General features: G+C 62.5%; 12 protein-coding genes. 1 reads left to right on the forward strand and 11 read right to left on the reverse strand.

What is annotated here, in order from left to right; translation table 11 throughout:
- Nucleotides 1-7 precede the first annotated feature (7 nt).
- The 5 genes from ACN9M3_RS18230 to ppsA form a co-directional block, all read right to left on the reverse strand.
- A complete protein-coding gene (locus tag ACN9M3_RS18230; protein WP_426318223.1) occupies nucleotides 8-1081 on the reverse strand; it encodes a hypothetical protein in 1074 nt (357 codons plus the stop codon).
- Nucleotides 1078-1500: a DUF4259 domain-containing protein gene (locus ACN9M3_RS18235; protein ID WP_426318224.1), complete on the reverse strand. Its 423-nt coding sequence runs from the start codon at nucleotides 1498-1500 to the stop codon at nucleotides 1078-1080. The genes ACN9M3_RS18230 and ACN9M3_RS18235 overlap by 4 nt, the downstream gene beginning before the upstream one ends.
- Before the next feature lie 167 nt (nucleotides 1501-1667).
- Entirely contained in the window at nucleotides 1668-2588 is a 921-nt protein-coding gene (locus ACN9M3_RS18240) for an SPFH domain-containing protein (protein ID WP_426161902.1), read from the reverse strand.
- A 13-nt stretch (nucleotides 2589-2601) separates the two neighbouring features.
- The gene (locus ACN9M3_RS18245) at nucleotides 2602-3021 is read right to left on the reverse strand and encodes an NfeD family protein (RefSeq protein ID WP_426318225.1); all 420 of its coding nucleotides are present in this window, start codon (nucleotides 3019-3021) and stop codon (nucleotides 2602-2604) included.
- Between the two features lie 70 nt (nucleotides 3022-3091).
- Nucleotides 3092-5518 carry a phosphoenolpyruvate synthase gene (gene ppsA / locus ACN9M3_RS18250; RefSeq protein ID WP_426161904.1) on the reverse strand — a complete coding sequence of 809 codons (2427 nt, stop codon included), beginning with the start codon at nucleotides 5516-5518 and terminating at the stop codon, nucleotides 3092-3094.
- A 153-nt stretch (nucleotides 5519-5671) separates the two neighbouring features.
- Between ppsA and ppsR the strand changes: the two genes are divergently transcribed.
- Nucleotides 5672-6517, forward strand: a complete 846-nt coding sequence (gene ppsR, locus ACN9M3_RS18255) for a posphoenolpyruvate synthetase regulatory kinase/phosphorylase PpsR (protein ID WP_426161906.1) — start codon at nucleotides 5672-5674, stop codon at nucleotides 6515-6517.
- Here ppsR and ACN9M3_RS18260 read toward each other — a convergent pair.
- From ACN9M3_RS18260 to lpxA, 6 genes are all read right to left on the reverse strand, one after another.
- Nucleotides 6492-7343, reverse strand: coding sequence for a hypothetical protein (locus tag ACN9M3_RS18260; protein WP_426318226.1), 852 nt, complete (start codon nucleotides 7341-7343; stop codon nucleotides 6492-6494). The two genes, ppsR and ACN9M3_RS18260, sit on opposite strands and share 26 nt — an antisense overlap.
- Nucleotides 7343-8542 (reverse strand): EAL domain-containing response regulator, encoded by a 1200-nt coding sequence (locus ACN9M3_RS18265; protein ID WP_426318227.1) that lies wholly within the window; start codon nucleotides 8540-8542, stop codon nucleotides 7343-7345. Before ACN9M3_RS18265 ends, ACN9M3_RS18260 begins: the two co-directional genes overlap by 1 nt.
- A 28-nt stretch (nucleotides 8543-8570) precedes the next feature.
- Nucleotides 8571-9356, reverse strand: coding sequence for a TrmH family RNA methyltransferase (locus ACN9M3_RS18270; RefSeq protein ID WP_426161911.1), 786 nt, complete (start codon nucleotides 9354-9356; stop codon nucleotides 8571-8573).
- A complete protein-coding gene (rnhB, locus tag ACN9M3_RS18275) occupies nucleotides 9353-9970 on the reverse strand; it encodes a ribonuclease HII (protein ID WP_426318228.1) in 618 nt (205 codons plus the stop codon). Before rnhB ends, ACN9M3_RS18270 begins: the two co-directional genes overlap by 4 nt.
- A 131-nt stretch (nucleotides 9971-10101) precedes the next feature.
- Nucleotides 10102-11256, reverse strand: a complete 1155-nt coding sequence (lpxB, locus tag ACN9M3_RS18280) for a lipid-A-disaccharide synthase (protein ID WP_426318229.1) — start codon at nucleotides 11254-11256, stop codon at nucleotides 10102-10104.
- The gene (lpxA, locus tag ACN9M3_RS18285; protein WP_426161914.1) at nucleotides 11240-12031 is read right to left on the reverse strand and encodes an acyl-ACP--UDP-N-acetylglucosamine O-acyltransferase; all 792 of its coding nucleotides are present in this window, start codon (nucleotides 12029-12031) and stop codon (nucleotides 11240-11242) included. The genes lpxB and lpxA overlap by 17 nt, the downstream gene beginning before the upstream one ends.
- Between the last annotated feature and the right edge of the window lie 4 nt (nucleotides 12032-12035).

A 12035-nucleotide genomic window follows, 5' to 3' on the forward strand; every position in this document is an offset into this window, starting at 1 on the left:
GGTTCCTTTATTGATTCTTGTAGCTGATTGCATTCAGCAAAGCGCTGGTGGTGTCGATATCGGCCAGCGCCTCATTACTTGCGCGCGCAAAGCTGCGTTCACGGATGCGGGCCAGGCGTTCGAGCAATTCCTGCCTTGGCAGTCGCGATTGCACGATCGCCGCAGGATCAATGCCCTCGTAACGGCCCCCATTTGCTTCCAGCGTATCGAGCAGGCGCCGCACTTCAGCGTCGGCCAGGCTACCGTTGCCTGCTTGCTGTGCCGGCTGTTGCGCCAGTTGCTGGCGCATCGGCGCAAAGAAGGCCAGCGCCTCTTTCGACAACCCTTGCGGCTTGAGCGCCAGCAGCACCTGGCGGCCCTGCGGCCCGCCTGCGCGCAACAGGAAGTTCACTGCGCGCGTGAACACTTCCATGTCCGGGCTTTGCAGCAGCGGTTCAACGGCCGGCACGCTGGCTGGCGAGCCGACGAGCTGCAGCAAGTCCAGCACAGGTTTGACCAATGAAGGGTCGCGCAACAATGCGGCAAGATGACGCTCTGCCGCCGCGCCAAAGCGGCCATACAGCAAAGCGCGCACCCCGGTTTCGTCGATGGTAGAGCCTTGCTGCGGCAGCGGAATGCTCACGGCCTTGCGCAGGAAAGCGCGATCGACCAGCGGCAGCAGGCGCGCATCCTGGCTGGCCGCGGCAGCGTGCATCAGGCGGAATAGCTGCGGGCCATCGAGCGCCGCATCGGGATTGATGGCCAATGCCGCTTGCACGATAAGCGCCTCGTCGGATTCGGCGCCGTAAGCGGCCAGAAAGCAAGCGGCGTCCAGCAACAGGTGCTGGCTGGGGCGCGGCGAGCGCAATTCGGCAGCCAGTTCGCGGCGCAGCAAGGGAATTGCATCCTCACGGTAATCGCCGAAGAAGCGCCAGGCAGCATCGAGCTCGCGGCGCTGGGCTCCCGCTGCGGCGGCGTTGGCAGCCGCCGGCATGGCGCGGATCTGGGCGATGCGCGCAGTAATGGCGGCATCGGTAGCGGCATCGCCGGCATAAGCCGTGAAAGACGACGCTGCCAGGGCAGCGGCAAGAAGGCGCCTCATGCCGACAGCCTGCGCTGCAGGTCCGTCACGCCAGCGAGCCAATCCTCGTAATGTTCGCTGTCTTGCCACAACTCGCGCAACTCGGAAGCATCGGACAGCACCAGCCCCAGCACGCGCTGGGCCTTGTCGGCGATATCGGCCCGAGGCTTGTTGAGCTTCGCCTGCACCTCAGCCACCCACTCATCGACGCGCTCGGAATCCTCATCCCTCGCCCCGCCCTTGCCTTGCAGGCGCGACCAGGTTTCCACCGCCGCCAGCGCCTCGGCGCCAAATGGCGCCTCCAGGTACTCGGTGGTCTCCGCCTGCAACACGTTGTTCAACGTGTCCTCGATAAAGTAAAGGTCCCTCGATTCCTGCAGATCCTCCGCCCAATCCTGCGCGAAGTCATTGCCAAACGGTCCAACAGCCCAGGTTCCCACAAGCGCCTCCTGTATGATATAAGGCCGCATTGTACGCAATTACGGCAGACCTCGTGTCACACCCTGGGGTCACACCCCGAAAGTGACACGGGCTGAGCCATTTCCCGCTTGAGGCCGTGTCACACTTGGGGTGTGACCCCAAGGTGTGACACGGACTCTGCTGGAGCTTACTTCTGGGTCTTGACCACTTGCAGGGCGGTGGCGATCAGGCTACTCATTTCACCGACGTTGGCGGGCACGATCAGGCTGTTGTTGGTCTTGGCCAGTTCGCCGAAGGCGCTGACGTATTGCTCGGCCACTTTCAAGTTCATTGCCGCTTCGCCGCCGGGTTGCTGGATCGCTGCGCCAACCTGCTTCAGCGCGCCGGAAGTCGCTTCGGCAATTGCGAGGATGGCGGCAGCTTCGCCTTGCGCGCGGTTGATGGCCGCTTGCTTGTCGCCTTCGGAACGGGCAATCGCGGCTTCGCGCTCGCCGGTGGCGATGTTGATCTGCTCCTGCTTGCGGCCTTCGGAGGCTGCAATCAGCGCGCGCTTGCCGCGCTCGGCCGTGATCTGGGCCTGCATGGCGTGCAGGATTTCTTGCGGCGGCGTCAGGTCCTTGATTTCGTAGCGCAGCACTTTCACGCCCCAGTTGGCGGCCGATTCGTCGATCGCATTCACCACCGTGGAGTTGATGTGGTCGCGTTCTTCGAAAGTCTTGTCAAGCTCCATGCGTCCGATCACCGAGCGCAGCGTCGTTTGCGCCAGTTGCGTGATTGCGGCAATGTAGTTGGAGGATCCGTAGGAGGCGCGCATGGCATCGGTCACCTGGAAGTACAGGATGCCATCCACCTGCAACTGCGTATTGTCCTTGGTGATGCAAACCTGCGATGGCACATCCAGCGGTATCTCTTTCAGCACGTGCTTGTAGGCGATGCGGTCGATGAACGGCACCACGATATTCAGGCCGGGCCCCAGCGTGGCGTGGTATTTGCCAAGCCGCTCGACCACCCATGCGTGCTGCTGCGGCACCACATTGATGGTCTTGAAGACGAACACCAGCGCGACGATAAATACCACCAGCGTGACAGTGCCAAAACTGATTTCCATTCCCTTCTCCCTGTTATGCGCCGACGATCAGCCGGCTGCCGCGAATCTCGCGAATCCTGAATATGCCTGGTGCCGCTGCTTCGCCCGGCGCCAGTTCCACATCCCACATGGCGCCGCGATACATCACGCGTGCAGCGCCGTCCTGCCAGGCGGCCACGCTCACGGTCTGGCCGATGTCCAGGTTGACGTCCGGGTTGGACGCCGCCGGTGGCTGCGTGGTCTTGCCAAAGCGGCTGCGGCGCAGCAGCAGCGTGGCGATGGCGGCGACCATGGCGGCCACCAGCATCTGGCCCGGCATGTCGATGCGCGCCAGCGAAACAAGCGCGCCCGCCCCCATGCCGATGGCAATCATCAGCAGGTAGAACGTGCCGCTAAACAGTTCGAGGGTGACCAGCACGCCCGCGCCAATCGCCCACAACATCCAGTCAGCCATCACAACCTCCAAAAGTAAAAAACCCCCGCTGCCGACAAGGCCACGGGGGTTCAAGCCGCTTATCGGCGGTTTATTGTTGCATTTCTGCCAGCTTCTGCCAAGTGTCGATGACCGAGTCCGGGTTCAGCGACATGGTCTCGATACCCTGCTGCATCAGCCACACGGCCAGTTCCGGGTGGTCGGAAGGACCCTGGCCGCAAATGCCGATGTACTTGTTCAGCTTGATGCAGGCCGAAATGGCCATGCCCAGCAGCGCACGCACTGCTGGATCGCGCTCGTCGAAGTCGGCGGCCAGCAGTTCCATGCCGGAATCGCGGTCCAGGCCCAGGGTCAGCTGGGTCAGGTCGTTGGAGCCGATCGAGAAGCCGTCGAAGTGCTGCAGGAACTGCTCCGCCAGCACGGCGTTGGATGGCACTTCGCACATCATGATGACGCGCAGTCCATTTTCGCCGCGTTTCAGGCCGTTCTTGGCCAGCAGGCCAACCACTTTCTCCGCCTGGCCCAGGGTGCGCACGAACGGCACCATGATTTCGACGTTGGTGAGGCCCATTTCTTCACGCACGCGCTTCATCGCGACGCATTCCATCTCGAATGCGGCAGCGAAGTCTTCGGACAGGTAGCGCGCGGCGCCGCGGAAGCCCAGCATCGGATTTTCTTCATCCGGCTCGTAGCGCGAACCGCCGATCAGCTTCTTGTACTCGTTGGACTTGAAGTCGGACAGGCGCACGATCACTTTCTTCGGCCAGAAGGCAGCGGCGATGGTGGCGATGCCTTCCGCCAGCTTGTCGATGTAGAACTGCTTCGGCGAAGCGTGGCCGCGGGCGACCGACTCCACCGCCTTCTTCAGGTCGGCGTCGATGTTCGGGTATTCCAGGATCGCTTTCGGGTGCACGCCAATATTGTTATTGATGATGAACTCGAGGCGGGCCAGGCCCACGCCGTTGTTCGGCACGGACTGGAAGTCGAAGGCCAGCTGCGGGTTGCCCACGTTCAGCATGATCTTGGTCTTGATCGGAGGCAGTTCGCCGCGCGACACTTCGGAGATCTCGGTTTCCAGAAGGCCGTCGTAGATCTTGCCCTCGTCGCCTTCTGCGCAGGACACGGTCACGAAGTTGCCGTCTTTCAGGACGTCGGTTGCGTCGCCGCAGCCCACGACTGCCGGCACGCCCAGTTCACGCGCGATGATCGCTGCGTGGCAGGTGCGGCCGCCGCGGTTGGTGACGATGGCCGAGGCGCGCTTCATCACCGGCTCCCAGTTAGGGTCGGTCATGTCGGCTACCAGCACGTCGCCCGGCTGCACGCGTTCCATTTCGCTTGGGTCGTTGATCACGCGCACAGGACCGGCGCCAATCTTCTGGCCGATCGCACGGCCGGAGGTCAGCACGGTGCCGCTCGACTTCAGCTTGAAGCGCTGCTGCGAGTCAGTGGCTTTCTGCTGCGATTTCACGGTTTCAGGACGTGCCTGCAGGATGTACAGCTTGCCGTCGCGGCCATCCTTGCCCCACTCGATGTCCATCGGGCGGCCGTAGTGCTTCTCGATGATCATGGCGTACTTGGCCAGTTCGACGATTTCGGCATCGACCAGGGAGTAGCGGTTGCGCATCTCGATCGGCACATCGACGGTCTTCACGGAACGGCCGGCCTTGGCTTCGCTGGTGAATTCCATCTTGATCAGCTTGGAGCCGATATTGCGGCGGATGACGGCCGACTTGCCCTGTTCCAGCATCGGCTTGTGGACGTAGAATTCGTCCGGGTTCACGGCGCCCTGCACCACGGTTTCGCCCAGGCCGTAGGAGGAAGTGATGAAGACCACGTCCTTGAAGCCCGATTCGGTATCGATGGTGAACATCACGCCCGAAGCGCCCAGGTCGGAACGCACCATGCGCTGCACGCCGGCCGACAGCGCCACTTCAGCGTGGGTGAAGCCTTTGTGTACGCGATAGGAGATCGCGCGGTCGTTGTACAGCGATGCAAACACGTGCTTCATCGCTTCCAGCACGTTGTCGATGCCGACCACGTTCAGGAAGGATTCCTGCTGGCCTGCGAACGATGCGTCAGGCAGGTCTTCCGCGGTGGCGGAGGAGCGCACGGCGAACGACACTTCAGTGGTGGAGTCTGCGACCAGTTTGTCGTAGAAGGCGCGGATATCGGCTTCCAGGCGAGGCTGGAACGGAGTATCGATGATCCATTGGCGGATTTCTGCGCCCGATGCTGCCAGGGCGCGGACGTCGTCGACGTCCAGGTGTTCAAGGCGGTCAGCGATGCGCTTGGCCAGCGAAGGGCCACCGTCAACGCTGTGCGACAGGAAGTCGCGGAAGGCCTGGGCGGTGGTCGCGAAGCCGCCAGGCACCCGCACACCTGCGCCGGCCAGCTGGGAGATCATCTCCCCCAGCGACGCGTTCTTGCCGCCGACGGATTCGACATCCGTCATGCGCAAATTCTCGAACGAGGCAACGTACACCCCGTCGGATTGCTCCTTCAATGCTGCGTTAGTCATAAAGACACCTTTTTGATGATAAAAATCTTTACGCAGGCATGCTTGGCATCGTTCTTGTCATTCTTGGCGCCGTGCAGCACAATCTTACCGTTGGCAAGCATTTTACAGCCTGCGCAGCAAATTGACGATTCATCCACTGGAAAAGCTTTTTTGATGCCACAAGATCAACGTTTATTGCCGGCTTCGAGCCGCACCGTCTTTTTCGTCTCTGACGGCACGGGCATCACTGCCGAAACTTTCGGCCATTCCGTGCTGACGCAGTTCGACCTGCGCTTCCGCCAGATCCGTCTGCCCTTCATCGATACCTGCGACAAGGCTTATGATGCAGTGCGCAAAATTAACGAGATCGGGGCCGAGGATGGCGCCAAGCCGATTGTCTTTTCGACCCTGGTGAAAGCGGAGCTGTCGGAGGTGATCCAGCGCGCCAACGCCATGCACATGGACCTGATCCAGACCTTCGTCGCGCCGCTTGAGCAGGAATTGGGCGTCAAGTCGACCCACACCATCGGCCGGTCTCACAATGTGGTGGACAGCGAGGAATACAAGAACCGTATCGAAGCGATCAACTTCTCACTCGCGCACGATGATGGCCAGTCGAACAAGAACTTGTCCTCGGCGGACGTGATCCTGGTCGGCGTCTCGCGTTCCGGCAAAACCCCTACTTCGCTGTACCTGGCCATGCAATACGGCGTGAAAGCGGCCAATTACCCCCTGATTCCCGACGATTTCGAGCGCGGCAAGCTGCCTTCGGCGCTGTATGCGTACAAATCGAAGATTTTCGGCCTGAGCATCGAGCCGCAGCGCCTGTCGGAGATCCGCAACGAGCGCCGTGCCGGCTCCAAGTATGCTTCGCTGGAAAACTGCCGCTATGAGGTCAACGAGGCGGAAGCCATGATGCGGCGCGAAGGCATCCGCTGGCTCTCGTCCACCACCAAGTCGATCGAAGAGATTTCCACCACCATCCTGCAGGAAATCAAGCCGAACCGCTCGGTTTATTGAGGATTTCCGCCCGCATCGCCCGCTGGAACTCGGCCCACAGGGCTGCCAGCGGGCGTCCATAGGCGCCGCTCACCGCCCCGGCAAACGCGTCGCCCCGCCCGACCGCCGCCAGCAGGCGCTTGAACGCTGCCGGGTCTCTTTCGTCCATCCACGCTACCAGCACCGACGCCTGGCGGTAATACATGGCATGCGCCAGCCCGTAGCTGGGCGCCTGCTTGGGCGCGAACAGGGAGCCCTCATCTTCAGGAACCATGTGCCGGCCGTGTACGAAGGCCTGCACCGCCTCCTCACGTGTCACGTTGCCAGCGCCGCCACCGCCCGACAGATAGGTCGGCAAGCCTTCCCAGAACCAGTTGGGTAACTTGCCGATGCCGGACATGCCGATCCGCTGCACCAGGTGCAAGTGCGCCAGTTCGTGCGTCACGATGGCCTCCCTGCGCTCGGTTGCCCAGGCCTGCATTTTCGGCGCAAGGTGCACATCGCCCAGCACCACCACTCCGGCTGCGCGCGGGGCAACAGCGCCGTAACGCGAGAAACTCTCGTCACTGGCATACACATTGACGCGTACCGGAGCCACGTACGCCATGCCGAAGGCCCGTTCATCATGCCCGATGGCGGCCGGCAGGAGCGGCGCAATGGCTGCGCCGAAGGCCTCGGCGCCGGGCTCGCACCAAATGCGGGGATCGGGCGTGCACTGCGTGAAATGGTCCTTGCTGGACAGCCAGGCACGCGCGCCGTAAAAGGCCATCTGGCCAACGGGCGTGAAGGCAGCGGCGACCGGCAGGCTGACCGCGATTAGCAGCCCCGCAATCCATCGTTTTTTCATTAGAAGAAGTCTTTCCAGTCATCCAGCCAGCCGGGGATGTCGTCCACCGGCATCGGGTTGGCAATATAGAAACCCTGGGCATAGGTGCAGCCCAGCCCTTGCAGGAAGTCCCAGTCATCCCTGGTTTCCACACCCACTGCGCAGGCATGCCGCGACAGGCTGCGCGCCAGGCCAAGGCAGGTTTTGAGGACGGTGCCGATGGGGCGCTTGCGCGAGGCGCCATCGACGAAACCGGGATCGATCTTCAGCTCGGAGAACGGAATGGCGGCCAACAGCTGCAGGTTGGAGCGCCCGGTGCCGTAATCGTCGATCGCCAGCCCGAATCCCATCATGCGCAGGCGCAAAAGGCGTTCGATGAAATGCGGATTGGTGGTCAGTACTGAAGCTTCCGTGATCTCGAACGTGAGGTAGTCGGACAGGATGCGGTGGCGCTCCAGGCAGGCCGTCATCTGGGCGATGAATTGCGGGTGCGCCAGCGTGCCAGGGTCCACATTGAGCGAGATCGAAATCGGAATCCCCTTGTCGTGCAGGCCGCGACAGGCTGCGACCGACTTCTCGATCATGCACCAGTCGAGGAAATCGATGCGCCGCACGCTTTCGAGCACCGGCACAAATGCCGATGGACCAAGCACCCCATGCTCGGGATGGCGCCAGCGGGCGAACACTTCCAGCCCTTTGACAGTGCCGGTCTCCAGTTCGATCTTGGGCTGGAAATAGGGATCGAATTCGCGTCCCTGGAGCCCGCGCCCTACTTCGGCAAAGCTGAACTCGGGATGCTGCGGGCCCGCTTCCGGCTCGGCGGAAGGCTCCCGGTAGTTGGCAATCAGTTCCTGCAGCCTGGCCGAGGTGACTGGCTTGGCCGAACTGCCCAGCACATCGAGTCCATAGGCTTCGGCCATGGTCTCGACGGAAAACAGCACGTCGGCGCTTTGCGAGGCGAAGATGATGATGCCCGCCCGGCAGTCGATTTCGGCCAGGCGCCGTAGCACTTCCAGGCCGTCCATGCCGGGCAGCGTCAGGTCCATCAGGGCGATGTTGGCGGGGGGATTGAGGCCGATTTCCAGCAGGCGCAGTGCACTCAGCCCATCTGATGCCTGGGTCACCTGCCGGGCGCCCAAGTGGCGCAGCATGCCGGCCAATAGCTCACGCTGGACGGGTTCGCCCTCGGCGACCAGGAAGTGCAAGCTTGCAATTTCCATAACGCCCATTCCAGCATGGTTAGTTTTATTAAGCCAGATTTTGCCTTACTTGCTCGAAAAAGCATACTGCCGCGCATGCGGCGACATTCAGCGATTCGACCTTGCCCAGGTGGGGCACGATGACGCGGTGGGTGGCCGTGCTTAACAGCATGTCCGAGACACCCTGCCCTTCATGCCCGAAGATCCAGGCCACGGGGCGTTTCAGGTCCAGCCGGTACAACTGTTCGGCTGCGTAGCCGCTGGTGGCCAGGGTGGCGATTTGCGCGCCCTGCACCAGTTGCGGCAGGTCGACGTTTTCGTAGATATCGAGCACAAAGTGGGCGCCCATGGCGGCGCGCAGCACTTTCGGCGACCAGCAGAAGGCGGTGCCGGGTGCGCAATACACCTCCTTCACGCCTGCAGCGGCGGCGCTGCGCAGGATCGAACCGACGTTGCCCGGGTCCTGCACGTTATCCAGCAGGACGGCGTTGACGCTCAGCGCCTGAGGCACATCTTTTTGGGGCGTGGCGATCAGGAACATCAGGCCGACGCCGTGTTCGACCTGACTGACGGCGTGGTAAAGCTGGTCGGTCAGGCACAGGATATGGGCGTGCTCTGCCTCCAGGCGGGCGATGATGGCGGCCACCTCCGGGTTGTGCAGCGCGCCTTCGGCCACGATGGCTTGTTCGGGATGGCCGCGCAACTCGAGCCAGGTCTCGCACAGGTGCACGCCATCCAGCAGGCTGCGGCCGGCCTTGCGACGCGCCTGCGAGTTGGTGGCGAGCTTGGCCAGTTCCTTGTATTGCGCGTTGTCGCGCGAAGTGATGTTCTTCACAGGTCACGCTCCAGGACTTCACGCACCGGCGCAAAGCTGCGGCGGTGCACCGGCGAGGCGCCGTGCTCGCGCAAACGCTCCAGGTGCAGCGCCGTGCCATAGCCTTTGTGCTGGTCGAAGCCGTATTGCGGGTATTTCTTGTGCAGCTTGACCAGCGCGGCGTCGCGCGCGGTCTTGGCCAGGATGGAGGCGGCTGAAATGGATTCGATCTTGTCGTCCCCTTCCACGATGGCGATGCTCTGGATGCGCATGACCGGGCACTTATTGCCGTCGATCAGCGCGAGGGTCGGCACGGTTTGCAGCGCATACACCGCACGCTTCATGGCCAGGAGGCTGGCCTGGAGAATGTTCAGGCGGTCGATTTCCTCTTCCGAAGCCTTGGCCACGGCCCAGGCGATCGCGTGCTCGCGGATCAGGGGCGCCAGCTCGTCGCGCTTTGCCTCGTTGAGCTTCTTGGAATCGCGCAGGCCCGGAATCGGCCGGTTGCGATCGAGGATCACGGCAGCGGCAAACACCGGGCCGGCCAACGGACCGCGCCCGGCCTCATCGACGCCGCAAATGATCTCGTCGAGGGAATATGGAAGGTCGTCAAACAGACCGGATTGTTGGGACATCACTCAATTCTTTCTACTGTCCAGTTCGTGTCACACCTTGGGGTCACACCCCAAGTGTGACACGAACTGATCCATTCTCACGGCAGCGTCCGTGTCACCGTTGGGGTGTGACCCCATGGTGTGACACGGGCTTATCTGTTGATGACCTTAAGGACTGCCGCGGCGCCTTCCTGGGCGCTGTTACGCAGCAGGCTGTAATGCATGTCGGTAAAGCGTTGCGCCAGCTGCAGGCGGTGCGGGACGTCGCTCAGTTGTTTCCACATGGCGTCGGCCAGCGTCTCGGCTGTTGCGGCGTTCTGCAGCATTTCCGGTACCAGGAATTCGCGCGCCAGGATGTTCGGCAGGCCGATCCACGGCTGGTATCCCATATGCCTCATGATATGCCAGGATGCGGCCATCATCTTGTAGGCAATGACCATCGGCTTCTTGAACAGGGCTACCTCCAGCGAGGCGGTGCCGGAGGCTACCAGCACGGCATCGGCGGCGCAGATGGCTGTGTGCGACTGGCCATCCAGCAGCATCAGCTCGACATCCTGCAGGCCGGCTTCGGCCACCAGTTCCAGGAAATACTTGCGCTGCTTTTCGCCCGCCATCGGCACCACGAATTTCAGCGTGCGATCGCGCTGCTGCAGCAGCTTGCAGGCGCCAATGAAGGCGTCTGTGTTGTACTTCAGTTCGGCCATGCGGCTTCCCGGCATCACCGTGACGACGTTGGCATCTTCCGCAATGCCCAGTTGGCGGCGCGCGGCCGCTTCGTCCGGCTGCACGGGGATCACTTCTGCCAGTGGGTGGCCGACGTAAGTCACGGGCACGCCAGCCTTCTTGTAGATCTCTTCCTCGAACGGGAAGATCACCAGCATGTGCGAGACAGATTTGATGATCTTCTTGATCCGGCCGCCGCGCCAGGCCCAGATTTGCGGGCCGATATAGTGCACGGTCGGGATGCCTGCGGCGCGCAACTGCGCTTCCAGGCCCAGATTGAAGCCCGGATAGTCGGCGCCAATGAAGCAGGCAGGCCGTTCGGCCAGCAGCTGGTCACGCAGCGTGTTCTGGATGCCTTTCAGCTCGCGGTAGCGGGGAATGATCTCGAACAGCCCGCGCACGGTCATCTTCTCGATCGGCCATTGCGACTCGAAGCCATGTTCCATCATGGCCGGGCCGCCGATGCCGTGGAAGCGCGCTTCGGGCAGGTGCGGGCGCAGGCCGCCCAGCAGGCGGCCCGCCAGCAGGTCGCCGGAAGGTTCGCCGGCGACGACTGCAATCGATACGTCAGCGGACGATGCCACGGGTGGTCGTATCGAGGAATTCGCGCATCGAGCGCGCGGCGGCGGCGCAATCTTCCGGCAGCCCGGCTTCGGCTTCCAGCATGGCTGCCCTGGCTTCGTCCAGCGTCAGGCCGGAACGGTACAGGATCTTGTAGGCGTTGCGGATGGCGTTGATCTGCTCGCGCGTGAATCCGCGGCGTTTCAGCCCTTCGATGTTGACGCCATGCGCTGCTGCCGGATTGCCGTTCAACAGCACGTATGGCGGCACGTCCTGGGTCAGGCTGGTGCTCATGCCGACGAAGGCGTGGGCGCCGATCTTGCAGAACTGGTGCACGTTGGCGAAGCCGGACATGATCACCCAGTCGCCGATCTCGACGTGGCCCGCCATCTGCGCGTTGTTCGAGAAGATGGTGTTGTTGCCGACCACGCAGTCATGCGCCAGGTGGACGTAGGCCGAAATCCAGTTGTTGTTACCCAGCTTGGTCACGCCCTTGTCCTGCACCGTGCCGAGGTTGAAGGTGCAGAATTCGCGGATGGTGTTGTCGTCGCCGATTTCCAGGCGGGTCGGTTCGCCGTTCCATTTCTTGTCCTGCGGCGCGGCGCCGATGGAGGAGAACTGGAAGAACTTGTTGTTCTTGCCGATCGTGGTATGGCCCTCGATCACGACGTGCGGGCCCACCACGGTGTTCTCGCCAATCACCACGTTCGGGCCAATGATCGTGTAGGGGCCGATCTCGACGCCGGCAGCCAGTTCGGCTTTCGGGTCGACAATCGCTGTTGGGTGGATGGTTGCCATGGTC

This window comes from Pseudoduganella sp. R-43 (assembly GCF_049913255.1).
Lineage (GTDB): Bacteria > Pseudomonadota > Gammaproteobacteria > Burkholderiales > Burkholderiaceae_D > Rugamonas.

Bases quoted from the DNA above. Each gene is read 5' to 3' on its own strand.
- lpxA (WP_426161914.1), bottom strand. From the start codon at position 12,031: ATGGCAACCATCCACCCAACAGCGATTGTCGACCCGAAAGCCGAACTG.
- rnhB (WP_426318228.1), bottom strand. From the start codon at position 9,970: ATGTCCCAACAATCCGGTCTGTTTGACGACCTTCCATATTCCCTCGAC.
- ppsA (WP_426161904.1), bottom strand. From the start codon at position 5,518: ATGACTAACGCAGCATTGAAGGAGCAATCCGACGGGGTGTACGTTGCC.
- ACN9M3_RS18245 (WP_426318225.1), bottom strand. From the start codon at position 3,021: ATGGCTGACTGGATGTTGTGGGCGATTGGCGCGGGCGTGCTGGTCACC.
- ACN9M3_RS18240 (WP_426161902.1), bottom strand. From the start codon at position 2,588: ATGGAAATCAGTTTTGGCACTGTCACGCTGGTGGTATTTATCGTCGCG.
- ACN9M3_RS18265 (WP_426318227.1), bottom strand. From the start codon at position 8,542: ATGGAAATTGCAAGCTTGCACTTCCTGGTCGCCGAGGGCGAACCCGTC.
- ppsR (WP_426161906.1), top strand. From the start codon at position 5,672: ATGCCACAAGATCAACGTTTATTGCCGGCTTCGAGCCGCACCGTCTTT.
- ACN9M3_RS18260 (WP_426318226.1), bottom strand. From the start codon at position 7,343: ATGAAAAAACGATGGATTGCGGGGCTGCTAATCGCGGTCAGCCTGCCG.
- ACN9M3_RS18230 (WP_426318223.1), bottom strand. From the start codon at position 1,081: ATGAGGCGCCTTCTTGCCGCTGCCCTGGCAGCGTCGTCTTTCACGGCT.